Raw genomic sequence first — 21,014 nt, forward strand, 5'->3', positions numbered from 1 at the left:
AGGTCTGGCAGCCGCGCCCCGTCATGGGCGTTGGCCGCGCTGGCATCCCAGGTCCTGATCAGCCCATGCGCCCGGTCGATGCCGATGTGGTTCTTGTAGCCGAACATCGGGATGGCAAGATCGACCGGCTTGAACGCCGCAGGATCAGCACCCTCCTTCACCTTCGCCTTGGAGTATTTGACCGTCCAGCGCGCATCGCGGTCCTTCTGGCGGATCCTGGCGGGCTTCTCCTTCCAGCGCTCCGGGATCTTGCCCTCCTTTATCGCGGCCTTTTCCTCATCGCTATTGCGCTGCCTGGGCGCCGGCACCACGGTCGCATCGATGATCTGCCCGCCCATCGCCAGATAGCCGCGATCGGTCAGCACGGCATCGAAGCGCGCAAAGAGCTTGTCGATCGCCTTGGCCTTCACAAGCTGCTCACGAAACAGCCACACCGTGGTGGCATCAGGCACCTTGCCATCGAGCCCTAACCCCAGGAACCGCTGGAACGAGAGCCGGTCCTTGATCTGGAACTCTGCCGCCTCGTCCGAGAGCGAGTAGAGCGCCTGCAGCACCAGGATCTTGAACATCATCACCGGATCGAACGGCGGCCGGCCGCCTTTGCCACGATCGCTCCGCCTCAGCGCCACGATCAGCGGCCCGCGGAACACTTCAAAATCCACCACCCCCGCCAACCGCTCCAGCGGATCGCCCGCCGCGCTCAACGCCGCATACCGATCCGACAAATCAAAGAAACCCGGCTGACCAACCATCATCGCCTCCGCTCATCGCAGCGCAGAGTGAATCAGATCAGCGCATCAAAGGCGAGGGTTTTTCGAGGTGTCCACGTGCTCAAGAAGCTGCGCGTCGCCAAGGTGCAGACCCCGGTGCTGATTCTCTCGGGCATCAGTGAAATGGATTCCAAGGTGCGCAGCTTCGGCTTCGGCGCGGACGATTACGTCACCAAGCCGTTCCACCGCGAGGAGCTGGTCGCCCGCATCCATGCCGTGGTGCGCCGCTCGAAGGGCCACTCGCAGTCGGTCATTCGCACCGGCAAGCTCGCCGTGAACCTCGATGCCAAGACGGTCGAAGTCGATGGCGCCCGCGTCCACCTGACCGGCAAGGAATATGCGATGCTCGAGCTGCTCAGCCTGCGCAAGGGCACGACACTGACCAAGGAGATGTTCCTCAACCACCTCTACGGCGGGATGGACGAGCCCGAACTCAAGATCATCGACGTGTTCATCTGCAAGCTGCGCAAGAAGCTGTCGCTGGCCTGCGGCGGCGAGAACTACATCGAGACCGTGTGGGGCCGCGGCTACGTGCTGCGCGATCCGAACGAGGAAATGGAAGCCGCGTAATCTGCTTTTCGCAGCCGCCTCCGCGGCTGCGTCCTCGCTGCGTTTCCTCAGCGGCCGAAAATGTTTTCACCTTCCGCGATATTGAGAAGTTCTGAAAAAACATAGACAGCTGGGGAGCGACCTGCTGCGGGGATTATCTCACCTAGCATACCGTTCTCGCGAAGGGCGCGGATGATTGTGCGGGCTGTCGGTCCGGGGATTTGAACCGATTGAATAAAGTCTGGGGTTGTGAAGATCGGCCTTTGAAATAGCCAGTCGAGAGCGCGGACCGCATATTGTGAATGCGTGACGTCGACTACCCAGTCGCGCTTGCGTTGATGCAATGCCAAGATCGCCTGCGCTTTTTCGGTGTTAATCTCGGCTTGGGCTATGATTCCTTTAAGGAAGAAAGCGATCCATCCGGTCCAATCTCCGTTTTCGGAAATTGCCAATAGTCGAGCATAATACTCATCTCGATTTCTTTCGAGGAAATCTGACAGATAGAAATTTGGTGCCGACAGCAATCCATGAGCATACATAAACAACGGAATTAGCAGCCTGCCCAGACGCCCATTGCCATCAAGAAACGGATGGATCGACTCGAATTCTGCATGAACGACAGCCAGTTGAACCAGCCGGTCGATTGCGTCTGCGTGTATGTATTGCTCCCAGAGGTCCATAGCATTGGCCAGTATGTCTGCGCCCGGAGGGACGAAGCGCGCCTGCTCTATGGTGCAGCCATCAGGTCCGATCCAGTTTGGAATGCGCCGGTATTCTCCTGGGTCTTTGTTTCTCCCTCGCACTCCGTCCATGAGGACCCGATGCGTGGACTTAAGCAGCCGCTGCGCCAGCGGCATACCTTCTTGCATCTGTCTGGTCGCATGATTGAGCGCGGCGCGATAATTGAGGACTTCGCGAGCGTCAGCCTTCTTGGGCGTGCTCTCGTCAAAGAGATTTCCTTGTGCCTCAAATTCAAGGACCTCTCCCAAGGTCACCTGGGTGCCTTCGATCTTGCTTGAAAGAACCGCTTCCCGGTTCGTCAAAGGCGAGAGGAGGATATTCCGATTTGGAACTCCAGCCAAGACTCCCTCGTAGCGCGCTATTGCGGCGTTTGCGGGCCCTACGAGAGGGAAAAGTGTTGCCAAATCAATTTCTGCGGGTGGGAATTGGCCTTGGTGGTAATTTACCGGCACTGGAATGAGGCTCCGAATTTGATGATCGTTCGTTCAAAGCAAACGAGTTTGATGATCGCAAAATGAGGTTCTGCTTACATCAAGGCGCTTTGTGTTCAAAGCACGATCATCAAGCTCTAGCTGGGTAAAACGCCCCCGTGAGTTGACCATAGGCATTGCCGGTGCCAAGCGCCCGCCTCATGACGGCATTCAAGGAAGGCGATCCGACCACCATTGCGCGGCTCTATGGCCGCAGCGTGGGCAAGAAGCTTCGTAAGCACCAGCAGGGACTGGTCGACAATCTGCTGCCCCAGATCAGCGTGCCGGCGCAAGGCGCGGTCACCAGCCGCGCGCTGTTCGGGGATGATCGGCCACTGCATTTCGAGATCGGCTTCGGCGGGGGCGAACATCTCGCCTATCGTGCCGACCTGCTGCCCGATCATGGCTTCATCGGGGCCGAACCCTTCCTCAACGGCGTGGCGCAGGCGCTGACCCATATCGAGGACCAGCGCCTCGGCAATATCCGGCTGCACCATGGGGATGCGCTGGAAGTGCTCCGGCGGGTGCCCGACGGGGCGCTGACGATGCTTTACCTGCTCCATCCCGATCCCTGGCCCAAGGCGCGCCATGCCAAGCGGCGGATGATGAACGACGGACCGGTGCGGCTGTTCGCCGAGAAGCTGAAACCCGGCGGCGAGTTCCGCTTTGGCACCGATCATGCGGTCTATCTGCGCCATGCGCTGATGGTGATGCAGCGCCACACGGACCTGTTCGAATGGGTGGTCGAGAAACCCCTTGACTGGCAGGTGCGCCCCTCCGGCTGGCCCGAGACGCGTTACGAGCACAAGGCCCGCACCGTGTACGGCCACGAGGTGTGGTATTTCCGCTTCCGGCGGCGCTAGACGCCGCGGCGCATCCGCCACCACGGCATGAGCGCGAAGGCGCCCTGTCCCGCCAGCCCCAGCAGCGCGTGCGGCTGGCGGAATTCGGCGAACCATTGCGCCGGCGTCATCCCCATCATGGCAACACCCAACGCGCATTCCGCCGCCATCAGCAGCACAAAGGCAAGTCCGCCGGCAGCCAGCCCCTCGCCCGCGCTGGCAATCGCAAGGCGTCGCACCAGCCAGCCGCTCGCCAGCCAGCTCGCCCCCAGCATCACCGGCAATTCCATCAGCGTGGCAGGCACCAGTCCCACGAGCGGCGCCAGCCATAGCACCCGCAGGATGCCGAGCACGAACCCCAGCGCAAAGACCATCGCCCCATAGGCGATGGCGGCGCCGACAATCCTCACCCCACCACGCCCGCGCTCGCCAGCACCGCCAGCGTCAGCACATCAGGCACGGCGGCGGTCATCGGCACGATCTGCACCGGCTTTTCCATCCCGATCAGCATCGGCCCGATCGTGGCATTGCTGCCGAGCTCGCGCAGCAGCTTGGCCGAGAGGTTGGCCGATTGCAGTCCGGGCATGATCAGCACATTGGCCGGGCCGGACAGGCGGCTGAAGGGATAGAGCGCCATCACCTTGGGGTTGAGCGCGGCATCGGGCGCCATTTCGCCTTCATATTCGAAGCCGACATCCTCCCCGTCGAGGATCGCCACCGCCTCGCGGATATTGCCCAGCCACTGGCCCGAGGGGTTACCGAAGGTCGAATAGGACAGAAACGCCACCCGCGGTTCGTGCCCCATGCGCCGCGCCACCGCCGCCGTTTCCTTGGCGATATGGGCGAGCATCGCGGCATCGGGCCGTTCGTTGATGGTGGTATCGGCGAGGAAGGTCGTGTGGTTCTTGCCGATCATCATGTGGATACCGAAAGGGACCGCGCCTTCCTTGGGATCGAGCACCAGATTCACCTCGCGCACGCTCTGCGCGAAGGTGCGGGTCATGCCGGTGATCATTCCGTCGCCATGCCCGAGCGCGACCAGCAGCGAGGAAAACACGTTGCGATCCTGGTTGACCATCCGCCGCACGTCGCGCTGGGTGAAGCCGCGCCGCTGGAGCCGCTTGTAGAGATAGTTGACCATCGCCGGAACATGCTCGCTGTCGGCCGAGTTCTGGATCTCGAAGCTGCCGGGATCGCTGACCGAAAGCTGGTGGAGCTTGTCGAGCACCGCCTTGGTGCGGCCGACCAGAATCGGCGTGCCATAGCCGAAATCGCGGAACTGGATCGCGGCCCGCAGCACCACTTCTTCCTCGGCCTCGGCGAAAACCATCCGCTTCGGGTTCGCCTTGGCGGTCTCGTAAACGCCGGTCAGCACCGAGGTGGTGGGGTTGAGGCGCGAGCGGAGCGCGACGCGGTAGGCGTCGAAATCCTCGATCCGGCTCTGCGCCACGCCCGAATCCATCGCCGCCTTGGCCACGGCGGAGGACACCACCTCGATCAGGCGCGGATCGAAAGGTGCGGGAATGATGTAATCGGTGCCGAACTTGTGGTTCTTGCCATAGGCGCTCGCCACTTCCTCGGGCACCTGCTGGCGCGCGAGCTCGGCGATGGCCTTGGCGGCGGCGATCTTCATTTCCTCGTTGATGGTGGTCGCCTGCACGTCGAGCGCCCCGCGGAAGATGAAGGGAAACCCCAGCACATTGTTGACCTGATTGGGAAAATCGCTGCGCCCGGTGGCGACGATCGCGTCGGGACGTGCCGCCTTGGCTTCATCGGGCATGATTTCCGGCACCGGGTTGGCCATGGCGAAGATGATCGGCTTGTCAGCCATTTTCTTGACCCACTCGGGCTTCAATGCACCCGCCGCCGACAGGCCGAGAAAGATGTCTGCGCCCAACAGCGCCTCTGCCAGGCTGGTGGCGGAGGTGGCGACCGCGTGCGCGCTCTTCCACTGGTCCATGCCTTCCCGGCCCGGGGTGATCGGGCCGGAACGGTCGCACATGATGACGTTTTCGTGCGGCACGCCCATCGCCTTGATCAGCGCGGTGCAGGCGATGGCGGCGGCGCCTGCGCCGTTGACCACGACCTTCACGTCCTTGAAGTCGCGGCCGGTGATGTGACAGGCGTTGAGCAGGCCGGCGGCGGTGATGATCGCGGTGCCGTGCTGGTCGTCATGCATCACCGGGATCTTCATCCGCTCGCGCAGCGCGGCTTCGATGATGAAGCATTCGGGCGCCTTGATATCCTCAAGGTTGATGCCGCCAAAGGTCGGCTCCATCAGCGCGACCGCGTTGATGAAGGCTTCCGGGTCCTCGGTGGCGAGTTCGATGTCGATCGAATCGACATCGGCAAAGCGCTTGAACAGCACCGCCTTGCCTTCCATCACCGGCTTGGAGGCGAGCGCGCCGAGATTGCCGAGGCCGAGGATCGCGGTGCCGTTGGAGATCACCGCCACCAGATTGCCCTTGGCGGTGTAGCGCGCAGCAAGCGAGGCATCGCCGGCAATCGCCTCGACCGGCACGGCAACGCCCGGCGAATAGGCAAGGCTGAGGTCGCGCTGCGAGGTCATCGGCTTGGTCGCGACGATCTCCAGCTTACCGGGGCGGATCGTTTCGTGATAGAACAGCGCCTCGCGCGCGGTGAAGCCGCCCTTGTTGTCTTCGGCCATGATCGCTGATCCCCTGCTTCGCTCCGGTTCTTCGCGGCCCGTCTTAACCGCGCCACGCCAAGAGCGATAGGCCCGAAATCGCCCCGCTTCCGGGGAAAGCGGGCGGGCCTGACATTCCGAATCGCAGGCCTTGGGGCTAGGCGTGCAGCATGGCCGCGCGCGACGATCCGAAACCCACCCCGATGATGGCGCAATACCTGCGCCTCAGGGAAGAAGCGGGCGATGCGCTGCTGTTCTACCGCATGGGCGATTTCTTCGAACTCTTCTTCGAGGATGCACGCAAGGCGTCGCACATTCTCGATATCGCGCTGACCACGCGGGGCGAGCACATGGGCGAGCCGATCCCGATGTGCGGGGTGCCGGTGCATTCGGCCGAGAGCTATCTCGCGCGGCTGATCAAGGCCGGCTGCCGGGTGGCGATCGCCGAGCAGGTCGAAACCCCCGAGGAGGCCAAGGCGCGGGCCAAGCGCGAAGGAACGCCTGCATCCAAGGCTCTGGTCGGCCGCGCGATCGTGCGGCTGGTGACGGCGGGCACCCTGACCGAGGAAGCCCTGCTCAATCCGCGCCGGGCCAATGTGCTGGTGGCGCTGGCCGAATTGCGCGGAACCATCGGCATCGCCTCCTGCGACGTTTCGACCGGCGCCATGGTGTTGGAAGAATGCGCAGCGGACCGGCTCGGCGCGGCGCTGGCGCGCATCAGCCCGAGCGAAGTGGTGGTGCCGGAGGAGTGGCAGCACGGCCCGGATGGGGCGATTACCCGCCCGCGCAGCACCTTCACCAGCGATGCCGGGGCCGATAGGCTGAAGGCGATCCACGGCATCGCCACGCTCGATACTTTCGGAGACTTCAGCCGCGCAATGCTGGCGGCGGCGGCGGGCCTGGTGGCCTATCTTGAGCATGTCGGGCGCGGCAGCCTGCCCTTGCTGTTGCCGCCGGTGCTGCGGGCGGCCGAGGCGGGCATGGCGATGGACGAAGCGACCCGCGCGAGCCTCGAAATCCTCGAGGCCACCGGCGGCGGTCGGGCGGGCAGCCTGATCGGCGCGGTGGATCGCTGCGTGACCGGCGCAGGCGCCCGGCTGCTGGCCGAGGATCTGTCGGCCCCGCTGCTCGACATTGGCGCGATCGAGGCGCGGCTGGCGCTGGTTCAGTTCTGGCGCGATCGCCCGATCGAACGCGCCCGACTGCGCGACATCCTGCGCACCATCCCCGATCTCGGACGCGCGCTGGGACGGGTCGTGGCCGGGCGCGGCAGTCCGCGCGATCTCGGCCAGTTGCGCGACGGGCTCACCGAAGCGGCACGGCTGCATCACTGGCTTGCCGCCGCACCCGACCGGCCGGAACTGCTCGATCAGGTGCTCGAGCGCCTGACCGGCCACGGCGCCCTGACCGACTGGCTGGCGCGCGCACTGGTGCCCTCCCCGCCGACCGAACGCGCGGCCGGCGGTTTCATCGCGGATGGTTACGACCCCGCGCTGGACGCGCTGCGCGCCAGCTCGGGGGATGCCCGCCGCGCGATTGCCGCGATGGAGGCCCGCTACCGCGAGGAGACCGGGATCGCGACGCTCAAGATCCGCCACAATGGGGTGCTGGGCTATTTCATCGAGGTTCCCGCACGTCACGCCGATGCGCTGATGGCGCCGGACAGCGGCTTTACCCATCGCCAGACAATGGCCGGGGCGGTGCGATTCAACTCTCTGAAACTTCACGAGGAAGCCACGCGGATCGCCGAAGCCGGAGGCCATGCGCTGGCAGCCGAGGAGGCCCATTTCGAGGAACTGGTCGCGGCCGTGATCGCAGCGCGCGAGGCGATTGCCGCCACTGCCGCCGCGCTGGCCCGGCTGGATGTCGGCGCGGCCAATGCGGAACGGGCAGCCGAGGGCGACTGGTGCCGCCCCGCGCTGGCCGAGGATACCGGCCTGGCGATCACCGGCGGGCGCCATCCTGTGGTCGAGGCCGCGCTCGCCAGAACCGGGGAACGCTTCGTCGCCAATGATTGCGTGCTCGCCGAGGACAACCGGCTGTGGCTGATCGGCGGCCCCAACATGGGCGGCAAATCGACCTTCCTCAGGCAGAATGCGCTGATCGTGCTGCTGGCGCAGGCAGGGTGCTTCGTCCCGGCTGCCTCGGCGCGCATCGGCCTTGTCGACCGTCTGTTCAGCCGGGTCGGCGCGGCCGACAACCTCGCACGCGGCCGTTCCACCTTCATGGTCGAGATGATCGAGACTGCGGCCATTCTCGCGCAGGCGACGCGGCGCAGCTTCGTGATCCTCGACGAGGTCGGGCGCGGAACATCGACCTATGACGGCCTCGCTCTTGCTTGGGCCGTGGCCGAAGCGGTGCATTCGCAAATCCGCTGTCGCTGCCTGTTCGCGACCCATTATCACGAACTCGCGCGCCTCGCAGAAACCTGCGACGCGCTGAGTCTCCACCATGTCCGCGCCCGCGAATGGCAAGGCGATCTGGTGCTGCTCCACGAACTGGCCCCCGGCCCGGCGGATCGCTCCTACGGCCTTGCCGTCGCGCGGCTCGCCGGGGTGCCCGCGACGGTTATCGAGCGCGCCAGAGCGGTGCTCGCAAAGCTCGAGGCGACGCGCGAGGCCACCGGCGGCATCGCCGCCGGGCTGGGCGATCTGCCGCTGTTCGCCGCAATGCGTGCCGAGCCTGCCTCGGCCTCTCCCGAACAACAGCTCGCCGAAACCTTGCGGAACACCGATCTCGACGCGCTCACCCCGCGCGAGGCGCTCGATCTGCTCTACGAATGGAAGCGCACCCTGCCCCGCTCCAAGGGATGATTTCAACCAAGGCTTAACCGCGCCGGCGCTAGCCTGCGCGGCATGTCCAATTCCCCGCTAGCCAGCACCAAATCTGCGCTGATGTTTGCCGCGATCACGATCTTCGGCACGCTTGTGATGGTGGGCCCGGGTGGCGGTCTGCTCGACCGGACGATGGAACGCTTCGGGCAGCCGAGCGCGCCCGCACCGGAGGAGAACCCGGTCATCGTGCACAGGCAGCCCAAGCCGGAAGCCGAACCGCTCGACCCCGCGGCCGGCTGGGGCCTTAGCGGCGAGGCGATGCTCGGCAATGATGCCAGCACAGAGGTGCCCGCGTCCGAGCTGCTGCCCGAAGAAGCCAGCCCTTCGCCCGACAGCCCGGCCAGAGCGGCCTTTGCCCCGCCACAGGTGCGGCGCAGCTCGGCGCTGCCGCAGAACACCGGTGGGCCGGTGCAGGCGGATTCGCTCGGCGAACTGGTCCCCCGCGACGGCAGCAGCGGCGAGGCTGCGGGCGCCGAGGCGGCCGTGCCCCCGCGACCGATCGGCAACCAGCTTCAGTGAGCCGAGACCTAGCGGGTCGGAACCGGCACCTCGCCACTGTAATCGTAAAAGCCCCGCCCGGTCTTGCGGCCGAGCCAACCCGCCTCGACATATTTCACCAGTAGCGGCGCCGGACGATACTTGCTGTCGCGCGTGGTCTTGTAGAGCACCTTAATGATGTCGAGACAGGTGTCGAGCCCGACGAAATCCGCCAGTTGCAGCGGGCCCATGGGGTGATTGAGGCCAAGGCGGCAGCCCTTGTCGATATCCTCGATCCCCGCGGTTGACTGACCCAGCACGAACACCGCCTCGTTGATCATCGGCAGCAGGATGCGGTTGACGACGAAACCGGGTTCATCCTGCGAAAGCACCACTTCCTTGCCCAGCCCTCTGGCAAAAGCGGTGACGGCTTCGGTGGTCGCGGCCGAGGTGGCAAGGCCTGGAATGACCTCAATCAGGCCCATCACCGGCACCGGATTGAAAAAGTGCAGGCCGATGAAGCGGGCCGGATCGGGCGTGTGGTTGGCCATGCGGGTGATCGGGATCGATGAGGTGTTCGACGCCATGATCGCTGCGGGCGCGAGCACCTGTCCGGCCTTTTCGAAGATCGCGTTCTTGATTTCCTCGCGCTCGGTCGCGGCCTCGATGATGAGGTCGGCATCGGCAAAGTGGGCATAGTCGGCCACCGGCGTGATCCGAGCGAGCAGGGCCTCGGCCTCGGCCGCCTCGATCTTGCCTCGGCCCATCAGCTTGACCAGCGCCGCCTCGATATTGGCCTTGCCGGCCTCGGCGCGGGGCAGGTCGACGTCGGTCAGCATGACCTTCATGCCGTGGGCGGCGACAGTCTGGGCGATACCGGTTCCCATCTGACCGGCACCGATGACAGCGATATTGCGCATGTGGGCTTGGTTCCTCCGCAAGTGCAGCAAGGGCGCTGCCCTAGCGGGGAAGAACGCGGCTGGCCAGCGATTAGCGCGCTATCTGTTCTGGCCCGGAACCCACTTCACATCCGTGCGGCCATCATCATTGGCCACGCGGGCGAGCACGAAGAGCAGATCGGAAAGGCGGTTGATATAGGCCAGCGCTGCGGGATTGACTGGCACTTCGGCGGCGAGCTGCACCATCGCACGCTCGGCAGCGCGGGTGGTGGCGCGGGCGACATGGATGCGCGCGGCTGCCTCGCTTCCGCCCGGCAGGACGAAGCTGGTGAGCGGTTCGAGGCGCTCGTTGAGCGCGTCGATCTGCCCCTCGAGCCAGCGCGCCTGCTGCGGAACGATCCGCAGCACCATGTCGGACGGCGTAAAGTCGTCGTTCTGCGCGGGGGTCGCAAGGTCTGCGCCGAGATCGAACAGATCGTTCTGAACCCGCGTCAGCAGCGCCTTGTGGCTGGCGTCAGCCAGAGCGCAGATCGCAAGACCGATCGCCGAATTGGCCTCGTCCACCAACCCCATCGCGGCGATCCGCGCCGAGTGCTTGGGGCAGCGCGACCCGTCGACGAGGCCCGTCGTTCCGTCATCGCCGGTGCGGGTGTAGATCTTGTTGAGCTTGACCATGATGCGAAGAAATCAGCGCGACACCGCCAGCAGGATCGCCACCACCACGATCGCGAGCGCCTGATACTTGATGCGCGCGAACATCGCCTTGTTCTGGAGCAGCTGCATATCGGTCGCGGTGCTTGCCTCGCCGCTTTCGAGATCGATCTTGGTCGTCTTGAGGAACGCGACGATGCCGCGGATCAGCGAATAGGCCACCAGTCCCATGAGGACGAGCAGAACGGGGACGAGTACATATGCCATGCCTACCTAAATGGACGCCTCCGCCTCAGGTTCCAAGCCTCAAATGTTGCATTCTGAGTTGTTCGGCAAGCATCCGTCCATTCTCGCCCGCTGCACGCCGCTCGGCAAGCGCCGGCGAGCCGCGCCGCTTGGCGAGCTTCTGGCCGGTCTCATCGGTCAGCAACGGGTGGTGATACCAGCGCACCGCCGGCAGGCCGAGCAGGGCTTGCAGGGTGCGGTGCACATGGCTCGCCGCGAACAGATCGGCGCCGCGCGTCACCAGCGTCACCCCGTCGGCGGCATCGTCGAGCGTCACCGCGAGATGGTAGGAGGCGGGCAGATCCTTGCGCACGAGCACCACATCGCCAAGGCCGGAAAAATCGACCGCCTGCGGCCCTGCCAGCTCATCCTGCCACAGCAGCGGGCCGGTTGCGGCGAGCGCCTTGGCCGCATCCAGCCGCCATGCCGCAGGGCGCGCCGGGTCGGGCGGGCGGTGCTTGCAGGTGCCGGGGTAGATCAGGCCTTCAAGGCCGGGGCGCGCGCCCGCTTCTGCGATTTCCTTGCGGGTGCAGGTGCATGCATAGAGCAATCCGCGCGCCTTCAGCGCCTCGGCCGCGGCGGCGTAGCTGGCGAGGCGGGTCGATTGCGCGGGCACCTCTTCCCATTCCAGCCCCAGCCATGCGAGATCGCGGCGGAATTCATCGGCGAGGTCAGGGCGCGAACGCGGGCCGTCGATATCCTCGATCCGAAGCAGGAACCGCCCGCCGCTCGCCTTCGCCAGATCATGCGCGATAATCGCCGAAAGCGCGTGGCCGAGATGCAAGCGCCCGTTGGGGCTGGGCGCGAAACGGGTTACGAGAGGCGTGACGGCAGGCATCCGGTCGCCCATGCCACACGACAGATTGTTACGCTATCCACAGGCTCTCCACAGCGTGTCCCTGTGGATATGCGCCTTGTCACGGGTTTGACTCTTTGCCGTGCAAGGTCAGGATGCAGTCAATCAGGGAGGAACGCGCACCGTGTTCAACGCCGAACTGATCGAAAAGGCAGCCCGGTTCCGCGGTGTCGACGAGGATCCGACCCGCAACCTTTCGGCCTGCCCCGCGCTGGTGCTGAACGCGGATTACACCCCCCTGTCCTACTACCCGCTCAGCCTGTGGCCCTGGCAGACCGCGATCAAGGCGGTGTTCCTCGACCGGGTGGACATTGTCGCGAGCTACGAGCGAGAGGTGCATTCTCCAAGCCTCGACATGAAGATCCCGAGCGTCATCGCGCTCCGGCAATATGTGAAGCAGAGCGAGTTTCCCGCCTTTACCCGGTTCAACGTGTTCCTGCGCGACCGCTTCCAGTGCCAGTATTGCGGCAGCCACCAACATCTGACCTTCGATCATGTCATCCCGCGCCGCCTCGGCGGGAGGACGACATGGGAGAACATCGTCACCGCCTGCGCCCCCTGCAACATGAAGAAGGGCGGGCGCACCCCCAAGCAGGCAGGCATGAGCCTGCATCAGGCGCCGATCCGGCCCACCAGCTGGCAGTTGCAGCAGGCAGGCAGGCTCTTCCCGCCCAACCACCTGCACGAAACCTGGCGCGACTGGCTCTATTGGGATGTCGAGCTGGAAGCCTGACCGGCATCGCCCGGTGCCGTTCCGCCCCCGCCCGCGCCCAGCCCCGACGGGGCGGGCCGGCAAGGCGCGATTCGCGAGCGATCCGCGCGCTCGTCGAGACAGAGACTTCCGGATCAGGCCCGGCCCGGATGACCACAGCAGCACCGCACCATCATCGCCTGGCGGGTGGCCGGGTGAGATCGGGGCAGGGTCGCACGCGCGGGTTCTCTGCGGCGCAGGCAGCGCTTGCCAAGGTCGCGCCGCAGCCTAGGTTACCGCGGCCCGCTGGCCAAACGCGGCATTCTGCCATTCACCGCTCGCCAGCACCTCGGCGAGATGACGCGCGGCAGCCGCAACCTCGGCAAAGCGCAGATAGGCCGGCGCAAAGCCCAGCCGCAGCACATCCGGATCGCGAAAGTCGCCGATCACGCCGCGCGCGATCAGCGCCTGACAGATCGCATAGGCCTCGGGATGGCGGAAGGAGAGCTGGCTGCCGCGCGCGCTGCTGTCGGGCGGGCTGACGCATTCGAGCGCCACCCCATGCGCTGCGAGACACGCGAGGAAGAACTGCGAAAGCGCCTGCGACTTCTCGTAAAGGCGCGCGACGCCGATCTCCGCGATCAGATCGACGCCGACTTCGAGCGCCGCCAGCCCGAGAACCGGCGGGGTGCCGCATTGCAGCTGCGCTATCCCCGGCGCAGGCACATAGTCGTCGGAAAAGGCGAAGGGCGCAGCATGTCCGAACCAGCCGGTGAGCGGCTGCACGAGATCGGCATGGTGACGGTGCGCCACAAAGGCGAAGGCCGGCGCCCCCGGCCCGCCGCACAGATATTTGTAGCCGCAGCCGACCGCGAAATCGGCCTCCGCCGCAGTGAGATCGACCGGCACCGCCCCGGTCGAATGCGACAGGTCCCACAGTACCAGCGCGCCCGCCGCGTGCGCGGCGCGGGTAAGCGCGGCCATGTCGTGCATCGCGCCGGTCTTGTAATGGACATGGGTGAGCAGCAGCAGCGCGATATCATCGCCCAGCGCATCCACCAGCGCCTCGCGTTCCACCAGCCGCCGGGTGGCGAGGCCTTGGGCCTCAAGCCCGGCGATCATGTAGAGATCGGTCGGGAAATTGCCCGGCTCGGACAGGATGACCTTGCGACCGGGGCGCATCCGCAGCGCGGCGGCGATCAGCTTGAACAGGTTCACCGAGGTGGAATCGCAGGCGATCACCTCACCCGGGGCAGCGCCGATCAGCGGTGCTATCTTCGCGCCCACGCGGCCCGCCATCTCGAACCAGCCGGCATCATTCCATGAACGGATCAGCCCCTCGCCCCACTCCTGCTCGAGCACGCGGCGCAGCACTTCGGGCGTCGCCCTGGGCAGCGCCCCCAGCGAATTGCCGTCGAGATAGATCACTCCCTCGGGCAGGCTGAACCGTGCGCGGAAGGGGGCCAGGGCATCGGCGGCATCGAACTCGGCGGCGCGCGCTTGCGGGTTCATATCGCCGTCCTGACGGTAAGCAATTCGGGAAAGAAGGCCTGATTCAGCACCCCTTCAAGATAGGGCACGCCCGCGGTGCCGCCGGTGCCGCGCTTGAAGCCGATGATCCGCTCCACGGTTTTGAGGTGCCCGAAGCGCCAGCGCTGAAAATGATATTCGAGATCGACCAGCTTTTCGGCCAGCTCGTAGAGGTCCCAATGCGCCTGTGGATCGCGGTAGATCGCCGCCCAGGCAGCCTCGACGCTGGCATCGGGGAGGTAAGGCGCGCCCGGATCGCGCTCGACCGCAGCCTGGTCGATCGCGAAGCCGCGCCGCGCCAGCAGGCGGATCGCGGCATCATAGAGGCTCGCGCGCCCGGCCTCGGCGGCCAGCCGCTCGGCCCAGTCCGCGTCGCGCTTGTGCAGCTTGACGTGCTTGCCCTCGCGCCCGCCGAGCATGAATTCCATCATCCGGTACTGCGCCGACTGGAACCCGCTCGACGCGCCGAGATAGGGGCGGATCGCCGCGTAGTCGTGCGGGGTCATGGTGGAGAGCACGTCCCAGCTCTGGATCAGCTGCTGCTGCGCCCGCGCCACCCGCGCCAGCATCTTGAAGGCGGGACGCAGATCGTCGGCCTCGATGGATGCGCGCGCGGCGGTCAGTTCGTGGAGGCACAGCTTGAGCCACAGTTCGCTCGTCTGATGGACGATGATGAACAGCAGCTCGTCATGCGCACCGGATGCGGGATGCTGGGCCGCGAGGATGCGGTCGAGATCGAGATAGCTCGAATAGGTGACTTTGCCGGCCATGCTCCGCTCCTAGCGGGCGGCGGCGCGCGAGGAAACTACCCCTCGATCACCCGCGCTTCGGGATGGTGCTTGTCGATGTGCCTGAGGATGATCTTCAGGTTCTTCGTGTTCGAGCGGAACAGCGCGTCCGCCGCGTCGCCCACCAGCGGGATTGCGCCGATCGCGGTATCGAACAGGACGTTTGCCCCCATCCGCGCCAGCTGCCAGCGCGACATCCCAAGATTGCGCGCTTCCCAGATGATATAGGCGCCCATCGCGGTGGTGATGATCTCGCCCAGCACCGGCACGAGGCCGATCAGAACGTCAAGCCCGATCGGCACATTGATGCCGGGGATCACGAGGCTGCGTTCGAGCAGCTGTTCCATCGCCGTCACCCGGGCGCGCACCGACGCGGCATCGGTGCCGGTCGGCAGCTGCATCGCGATGATGCGGGGCGGAGCGGGGCGGCGATCCATGGTCTTGTCCATGCCGCTTATGTGGTGGGCTGAGACAGCGGGAACAAGGGGTGCAGCCCCCACTGGTTGGCGAGATAGTTGCGGATCGACCCGCGCACCAGCGACCAGCGCACCGGCGCGCCGAGCGGGATATAGACCTCGCTTGCCATCAGCGCGGCATGGGCCTCGCCCAGCAGCTGCTCGCGCAGGGCGGGATCGCGTTGTTCGAGCGACTCGCGCACGAGCGCGTCGGCCTTGGCCGAGCACAGGCCGGCATTGAGCGCGCAGTTGAACTGGTTGAGATACCACAGCGGCGAGGAATAGCGCGCAACAGTGTCCCTTAGCTCGATCTGCGCGCCTTCGCCCGGAGCCACCCGCTCGATCGAAACCCCGATGCTGGCCCAGGCGCGGGCGAGCTGACGAAACAGCAGATCACTGCCCGGGCCGGGCGGCAGGCCGACCCGCAGTCTGGCCTCCTTGCCGGTCTGGATGGTCCACGCCCGGATCCGCGCGGCGGCCGTCGTGCGACGCTGTTCGAGCGTCAGGTTCTGCCAGCGCTGCGCCGGGTAGCGCGGCTGCGCGAAGGCTTCGGGCGGGACGATCCAGCTGCTCGATTGCCAGCCGCTCAGCCCGAAGGGCTGGATCAGCGATCCGCGATCGATCGCCATCGACAGGGCCTCGCGCCGCGCGGGGTCGGCCAGCAGGCCGGTGTCGTCGCGGATCGCCAGCCCCAACAGGCCCATCGCGGGATCGACCTGAATCGTCCCGCGCGACAGCGGGCCGACCTCGGCCAGCGGGAAATCGACGATGCTCCCGCCCAGCACCAGATCGACATCGCCGCGCGAGAAGGCATTGACCGCCTGCCGTGCCGGGCGCGCTTCGACATTGAGCGGGCGGGCGATCTCCTCCCAGTCCTCCTGCGCGGGCTGGCCGCGGGCTTCAGGCGGCAAAGCGATCAACCGCACGATCGGCGCGTTCGCATCGCGCGAGAGCGCCATCGGGCCGGCCCCGGTGCCGTTCTTGATGAAGCCGAGTTCCGGCTGGGCCAGAAGCCGCAGGAAATCGGGCATCGGGCTCGACAGGCGCACTTCGATGACGCGCCCGGTCATGACGCGGATTTCGTCCACCCTGGCCAGATCGAGCCCGAGCGATGTGCCTGCGAGCCGCGCAATCGATTCGCGCAGCAGGCGACGAATCTCGCTGGCAGTGATTTCCTCGCCATCGGGCCAGGTCCTGTCGCGCAGGCGGAAAATGTAGCTCAACCCGTCATCGGTGACGATCCAGCGCTCGGCGAGCGCGGGCACCACCTGGCCGCCGGCATCGAGCGCGACAAGCCCCTCGAACGCGGCGGCGCGCACGTGCTGGGCTGGGGGCGACAGGCGCACGCCTTGCTGGAACAGGCTCTGGGGCGAGCCGATGATGGCGATATTGACCGGCATGGCGCCAGTCGACGGGCCGCACGAGGCGAGCAGCAGCAGAAGCAGGGCGAGCCGGAATCGCATCGCTCCTGCCTAGCAGCTTGCACGGCGATGGTCAGCTTGCCTGGAGCACGATTGCCCGACGCAAGCCGGATCGTCCCTGATCAGATCTTGCGCAACTTGCCGGGCTCGGGCGGCGGCGGGGTGCGGTAAGCCCACAAGGGCCGGAGCAAGGCGGCGGCCTGGTCGTCACCCGACTTGAGCGGGCGACGCGCCTTTTGCGAATCGATTTCCTCATCGAAAGCGATGCCGAAACGATTGTCCTGCACCCAGGCCACGCTGCCGGTGATGCGGCCGAGATTGCGCAGTTCCACTTCGACGCGGTGGCCGCGCTGCACCCTGACGTTGCCTTCGGCCATCATCCCGCCATCGGAAAGATTGCGCACCCGCACGCGCTGGGTTTCGGCGTGCTGTTCAATGCGAATGTCAGCCAACAGGAACAGGCTGTCGCGCGCCACGCTCCGCGTCTCAACGCCCGTCATCTCAGGATCGCCTCCGTGTCATGCCCCGGCCGATCGGCCACGCCAGCGAGCGTATAGCAGCGTGCCGACGGTTGCCCCCCACTGCTAGGCAAAGTCGGTTAACGGGCGGTAAAACATGGCCGGCTGGCAGGCCCGTTCTGTGCGGGTGTCCCGCGACGGCACAGCCCGCCACCGGAAGGTAAGCGATCAGTCGTCGCGCGAGATCTTCTCGCGGCGCTCGTGGGCTTCCTGCGCCTCGACCGTCATGGTGGCCACGGGCCGGGCAATCAGACGCCTCAGTCCGATCGGCTCGCCGGTAACCTCGCAATAGCCGTATTCGCCCTCGTCGAGCCGGCGTAGGGCGGCATCGATCTTGGATATCAGCTTGCGCTGGCGATCGCGGGTGCGCAGTTCGATGCCCCAGTCGGTCTCGCTCGAAGCGCGGTCGGTCAGATCGGCCTCGCGGATCGGCCCGTCGGCGAGCGATTGCAGGGTCTGTCCGGCGGCCGAATGGATGGCCCGCTTCCATTCGATCAGCAGCATCCTGAAATAGGCCTGCTGGCGCTCGTTCATGTATTCCTCGTCCTCGCTCGGGACGTAGCCCTCGGCAACGAGGCGCTTGGCCTTTTCAAGGATATCGATTTCGTCAGACGCCGCAGATGCCATGTGGCCCTCTAATCCCAAAAAGCGGCTCGCGGGGCCATTATGTCCTGACACCTGATGTTCTGCATGGCTCACTTGGTCCCGCAAGATGAAGCTACCGCCGCGCTATAGGCAAGCCCCCCAAGGCGCACAAGCGGCTTTGGCAATCGACTCGGCCAGGCATGGCAAGGCCTGCGCCCCGGCCTCGGATTGCCTTGTCCGGTTAACAAAGTTGCCGTCCCGTTAACCAAAAATTGACCATGATCGCCGACTTTTCGGGGGACGGAGGGCCGCAGGGGGCGGCTCGGACAACTGACGGGGCCAAACCATGCAACTGATAACGATCACCGATCGCGGCACGGATGCTTCACGCGAGACCATGGCCGATCTCGGACTGGCGCGCTTGCTCAGCGCCGCAGCGCAGGGGGACATCAATGCCTGCTTCGATCTGGGAGTCGCCTTTTCGACTGGCAGTAGCGGGGCCGAATGCGATCTGATCGAAGCCCACAAGTGGTTCAACCTCGCCGCCGCGCGCGGCCACGAGGAAGCCGCCCACTGCCGGGCCGACATTGCCGACGAGATGACCGCGCGCGAAATCGCCGAAGCCCAGCGCCGCGCGCGCCAGTGGCTGGCACAGGATGCCCGTCGCGCCGCCTGAGCGGTGTCAGCCATCCTTCCTGAACGGGGTGCGCCGGCCGAGATAGAGCTGGTCGTCCGCCACGCCCGCCCGCTCGCGTTCGAGGAAATCGGCGACAGCGGCGCGAAAGCCTGGATCAGCGATCCAATGGGCCGACCATGTCTGCACCGGCTCGTAGCCGCGGGCGAGCTTGTGCCCGCCCTGGGCACCCGCTTCGACCCTGGCCAGCCCCCGGGCGATGGCGATATCGATGGCCTGGTAGTAACACAGCTCGAAATGCAGGAAGCGCACCGCGCGCGTGCAGCCCCAATAGCGCCCGTAGAGCGCATCCTTGCCGACAAAATTCAGCGCACCGGCAATCGGCATCGCACCATCATAGGCAAGGATCAGCACGATCCGCTCCCCCATCCGCTCGCCCAGCAGGCTGAAGGCCGCGCGGGTGAGATAGGGCCTGCCCCACTTCCTTGCGCCGGTGTCCTGATAGAACACCCAGAAGGCGTCCCAGTGCTCCTCGCGAATCTCCGCACCGGTGAGGTGGCGGATTGTCAGCCCCTCCACCGCCGCCGCGCGCTCCTTGCGCAGATCCTTGCGTTTGCGCGACGACAGCGCGCCGAGAAAGTCCTCGAAACTGGCATAGCCGCGGTTGAACCAGTGGAACTGGATATCGGCCCGCGGCATCCAGCCGCCTGCTTCGAACAGCCGCAGCTGGGCAGGCGCGATGAAGGTCGCGTGGGCGGATGACATCCCGTTCTGCAGGCACACCGCCTCGGCCCCCTTGAGCAGATGCGGGGCGAGGCCTTCGTCAGACAGCAGCAGGCGCGGGCCGGTCGCCGGAGTGAAGGGCACGGCAATCTGGAGCTTGGGATAGTAGCGCCCGCCCGCACGGTGCCACGCATCGGCCCAGCTGTGATCGAAGACATATTCGCCTTGGCTATGCCCCTTGGCGTAGGCGGGCATGGCCGCGAGCAACCGGCCCGCCGCGTCGGTGATGACGATGGGTGCGGGCTCCCAGCCGGTGCCGGGGCCGACCGAGCCCGAATCTTCCATCGCGGTGAGGAATTCGTGGGAGACGAAGGGATTGTCCTTGCCGCCCAGCGCGTTCCACTGCGTGCGATCGAAGCTGCCGACCGAGGCGGCGATGCGGACCGCAAGTTCCGGCGCGTCACTCACGCAAGGCCCTCTCGTTCGACGATCAGCGCATCGGCATGGGCAGATCCCCGCGCGCGGGTCTCGGGCGAGCGGACGGTCCATGTCAGCAGCGCACGGCCGCTCTCGCGCCACAGGCCGGTCAGCGCATTGGGAAGGTCGCGCACATCGCAGGCAAGAAAGTCGGGCTTAGCGCGTTCGAGCGCGTGGGGCGCGCGCCAGGCGTTGCGGTAGCCGTGATCGAGCGTGTCGGTGATGACGAGACCGCGCACCATCGCGGGCGCGTGGCGGGCGAACCATTCGCCCACGCGCAAATCGAAGCTCATCACCGCGAAGGCTCCGGCATAGCCTGCCAATGCCCTGGCGATCGCCATGCACGGCGTGACGATCGCAAGATGAGGCTGGGCCTTGATCTCGACGAGGATCGGCACCCGGCCCGCCACCAGTTCAAGCAAGTCGGCAAGGGTCCAGATCGTCTGATCGGTGTCCATCAGCGCAATCCGGCACAGATCATCGGCGCTGCGCCCGGCGGTCTTGCCGCGCTCCCTGGTGAGCCGGTCAAGCTCCCAGTCGTGAAACACGAGCGGCACGTTGTCGCGGCTCATCTGGATATCGCACTCGATCCCCATGCCGGCCGCGATCGCCGCCTCGGCTGCGCCGCGCGAGTTTTCAGGCACGCCTGGATGGTGCAGGCCACGGTGGGCATATTCCCACTGGGTCAGCCAGTCGGGAGCGCGCCTTTCGCTCATGGCCTGAGCGCGATCACCGCATCGACTTCGACCGCCGCGCCGCGCGGCAGGGCAGGCACGCCGACTGCGGCACGGGCGTGCTTGCCGGCATCGCCGAACACCTGCTCCATCAGGTCGGAGGCGCCATTGGCGACTTCGGGCTGATCGGCGAAATCGGCGGTGCAGTTGATGAACGCGCCCAGTTTGACGATCCGCTCGACGCGCTCAAGCAACCCGGCCGCATCGAGCTGGGCTATGATCATCAGCGCGCAGGCGCGAGCGGCAGCCTGGCCCGCGGCAAGGCTCAAGTCATCACCGAGCCGGCCTTTGACCACCTCCCCGTCGACGAAAGGCAGCTGGCCGGAGACATGGGCAAAGCCGCCATGCACCACCACCGGCACATAGCTCGCCACGGGCGCAGCGGCCTTGGGCAGAGCAATGCCGAGTTCGGCGAGGCGGGCGCGGGCGCTTGTCAT

The 21,014-nt window shown here is 66.0% G+C and carries 22 protein-coding genes and 1 pseudogene; 6 read left to right on the forward strand and 17 right to left on the reverse strand.

Features of this window, described 5'->3' with window-relative positions:
- Nucleotides 1-752: IS5 family transposase (locus BZF61_RS08955; protein ID WP_086616887.1), on the reverse strand; the 752-nt coding region annotated here is incomplete at its 3' end.
- 66 nt (nt 753-818) lie between these two features.
- On the opposite strand from BZF61_RS08955, the pseudogene BZF61_RS08960 reads away from it, so the two are divergent.
- Nucleotides 819-1,340 (forward strand): annotated as a pseudogene (locus BZF61_RS08960) (response regulator transcription factor); the annotation flags it as partial.
- Between the two features lie 47 nt (nt 1,341-1,387).
- Here the strand turns inward: BZF61_RS08960 and BZF61_RS08965 are convergent.
- Nucleotides 1,388-2,512 carry a Fic family protein gene (locus BZF61_RS08965; RefSeq protein ID WP_086618637.1) on the reverse strand — a complete coding sequence of 375 codons (1,125 nt, stop codon included), beginning with the start codon at nt 2,510-2,512 and terminating at the stop codon, nt 1,388-1,390.
- 179 nt (nt 2,513-2,691) lie between these two features.
- Between BZF61_RS08965 and trmB the strand changes: the two genes are divergently transcribed.
- Nucleotides 2,692-3,393, forward strand: coding sequence for a tRNA (guanine(46)-N(7))-methyltransferase TrmB (gene trmB / locus BZF61_RS08970; protein ID WP_086618639.1), 702 nt, complete (start codon nt 2,692-2,694; stop codon nt 3,391-3,393).
- Here trmB and BZF61_RS08975 read toward each other — a convergent pair.
- Nucleotides 3,390-3,782: a hypothetical protein gene (locus tag BZF61_RS08975; protein ID WP_086618646.1), complete on the reverse strand. Its 393-nt coding sequence runs from the start codon at nt 3,780-3,782 to the stop codon at nt 3,390-3,392. The two genes, trmB and BZF61_RS08975, sit on opposite strands and share 4 nt — an antisense overlap.
- Nucleotides 3,779-6,040 (reverse strand): NADP-dependent malic enzyme, encoded by a 2,262-nt coding sequence (locus BZF61_RS08980; protein WP_086618647.1) that lies wholly within the window; start codon nt 6,038-6,040, stop codon nt 3,779-3,781. The genes BZF61_RS08975 and BZF61_RS08980 overlap by 4 nt, the downstream gene beginning before the upstream one ends.
- A 149-nt stretch (nt 6,041-6,189) precedes the next feature.
- Between BZF61_RS08980 and mutS the strand changes: the two genes are divergently transcribed.
- Both mutS and BZF61_RS08990 read left to right on the forward strand, forming a co-directional pair.
- Nucleotides 6,190-8,832 (forward strand): DNA mismatch repair protein MutS, encoded by a 2,643-nt coding sequence (mutS, locus tag BZF61_RS08985; protein WP_245804559.1) that lies wholly within the window; start codon nt 6,190-6,192, stop codon nt 8,830-8,832.
- 42 nt (nt 8,833-8,874) lie between these two features.
- Nucleotides 8,875-9,372 carry a hypothetical protein gene (locus BZF61_RS08990; protein ID WP_143736978.1) on the forward strand — a complete coding sequence of 166 codons (498 nt, stop codon included), beginning with the start codon at nt 8,875-8,877 and terminating at the stop codon, nt 9,370-9,372.
- Between the two features lie 8 nt (nt 9,373-9,380).
- On the opposite strand, the gene BZF61_RS08995 is transcribed toward BZF61_RS08990, so the two are convergent.
- From BZF61_RS08995 to gluQRS, 4 genes are all read right to left on the reverse strand, one after another.
- Nucleotides 9,381-10,250, reverse strand: a complete 870-nt coding sequence (locus BZF61_RS08995; RefSeq protein ID WP_086618651.1) for a 3-hydroxyacyl-CoA dehydrogenase NAD-binding domain-containing protein — start codon at nt 10,248-10,250, stop codon at nt 9,381-9,383.
- Nucleotides 10,251-10,328: 78 nt separating this feature from the next.
- Nucleotides 10,329-10,904 carry a cob(I)yrinic acid a,c-diamide adenosyltransferase gene (locus BZF61_RS09000; RefSeq protein ID WP_086618657.1) on the reverse strand — a complete coding sequence of 192 codons (576 nt, stop codon included), beginning with the start codon at nt 10,902-10,904 and terminating at the stop codon, nt 10,329-10,331.
- 12 nt (nt 10,905-10,916) lie between these two features.
- Complete coding sequence (locus tag BZF61_RS09005; protein ID WP_086618659.1) at nt 10,917-11,147, reverse strand: HIG1 domain-containing protein; 231 nt, start codon at nt 11,145-11,147, stop codon at nt 10,917-10,919.
- A gap of 25 nt (nt 11,148-11,172) precedes the next feature.
- Nucleotides 11,173-12,015 carry a tRNA glutamyl-Q(34) synthetase GluQRS gene (gene gluQRS, locus BZF61_RS09010; protein ID WP_245804560.1) on the reverse strand — a complete coding sequence of 281 codons (843 nt, stop codon included), beginning with the start codon at nt 12,013-12,015 and terminating at the stop codon, nt 11,173-11,175.
- A 130-nt stretch (nt 12,016-12,145) separates the two neighbouring features.
- Between gluQRS and BZF61_RS09015 the strand changes: the two genes are divergently transcribed.
- Nucleotides 12,146-12,754: an HNH endonuclease gene (locus tag BZF61_RS09015; protein ID WP_086618898.1), complete on the forward strand. Its 609-nt coding sequence runs from the start codon at nt 12,146-12,148 to the stop codon at nt 12,752-12,754.
- Nucleotides 12,755-13,000: 246 nt separating this feature from the next.
- Here BZF61_RS09015 and kynU read toward each other — a convergent pair whose 3' ends face one another.
- From kynU to dksA, 6 genes are all read right to left on the reverse strand, one after another.
- Entirely contained in the window at nt 13,001-14,224 is a 1,224-nt protein-coding gene (kynU, locus tag BZF61_RS09020) for a kynureninase (protein ID WP_086618661.1), read from the reverse strand.
- Nucleotides 14,221-15,012, reverse strand: coding sequence for a tryptophan 2,3-dioxygenase (locus tag BZF61_RS09025; RefSeq protein WP_086618662.1), 792 nt, complete (start codon nt 15,010-15,012; stop codon nt 14,221-14,223). The genes kynU and BZF61_RS09025 overlap by 4 nt, the downstream gene beginning before the upstream one ends.
- A 35-nt stretch (nt 15,013-15,047) precedes the next feature.
- Entirely contained in the window at nt 15,048-15,479 is a 432-nt protein-coding gene (locus BZF61_RS09030) for a DUF4112 domain-containing protein (protein ID WP_086618664.1), read from the reverse strand.
- A 5-nt stretch (nt 15,480-15,484) separates the two neighbouring features.
- On the reverse strand, nt 15,485-16,948 hold the full coding sequence (locus tag BZF61_RS09035; protein ID WP_086618665.1) for an ABC transporter substrate-binding protein: 1,464 nt from the start codon (nt 16,946-16,948) through the stop codon (nt 15,485-15,487).
- An 80-nt stretch (nt 16,949-17,028) separates the two neighbouring features.
- Complete coding sequence (locus tag BZF61_RS09040) at nt 17,029-17,406, reverse strand: PilZ domain-containing protein (protein ID WP_086618667.1); 378 nt, start codon at nt 17,404-17,406, stop codon at nt 17,029-17,031.
- 186 nt (nt 17,407-17,592) lie between these two features.
- Complete coding sequence (dksA, locus tag BZF61_RS09045) at nt 17,593-18,051, reverse strand: RNA polymerase-binding protein DksA (protein WP_086618668.1); 459 nt, start codon at nt 18,049-18,051, stop codon at nt 17,593-17,595.
- A gap of 304 nt (nt 18,052-18,355) precedes the next feature.
- Between dksA and BZF61_RS09050 the strand changes: the two genes are divergently transcribed.
- Nucleotides 18,356-18,685, forward strand: a complete 330-nt coding sequence (locus BZF61_RS09050) for an SEL1-like repeat protein (protein ID WP_086618670.1) — start codon at nt 18,356-18,358, stop codon at nt 18,683-18,685.
- 6 nt (nt 18,686-18,691) lie between these two features.
- Here BZF61_RS09050 and BZF61_RS09055 read toward each other — a convergent pair whose 3' ends face one another.
- The 3 genes from BZF61_RS09055 to BZF61_RS09065 are packed head-to-tail and all read right to left on the reverse strand — an operon-like array spanning nt 18,692 to nt 21,014.
- Nucleotides 18,692-19,834: a GNAT family N-acetyltransferase gene (locus BZF61_RS09055; protein WP_245804561.1), complete on the reverse strand. Its 1,143-nt coding sequence runs from the start codon at nt 19,832-19,834 to the stop codon at nt 18,692-18,694.
- Nucleotides 19,831-20,559 (reverse strand): glycerophosphodiester phosphodiesterase family protein, encoded by a 729-nt coding sequence (locus tag BZF61_RS09060; protein WP_086618673.1) that lies wholly within the window; start codon nt 20,557-20,559, stop codon nt 19,831-19,833. The genes BZF61_RS09055 and BZF61_RS09060 overlap by 4 nt, the downstream gene beginning before the upstream one ends.
- Nucleotides 20,556-21,014, reverse strand: a complete 459-nt coding sequence (locus tag BZF61_RS09065) for a RidA family protein (RefSeq protein WP_086618675.1) — start codon at nt 21,012-21,014, stop codon at nt 20,556-20,558. Before BZF61_RS09065 ends, BZF61_RS09060 begins: the two co-directional genes overlap by 4 nt.

The sequence above is a fragment of the Erythrobacter tepidarius genome, from assembly GCF_002155695.1.
Taxonomy (GTDB): domain Bacteria; phylum Pseudomonadota; class Alphaproteobacteria; order Sphingomonadales; family Sphingomonadaceae; genus Erythrobacter; species Erythrobacter tepidarius.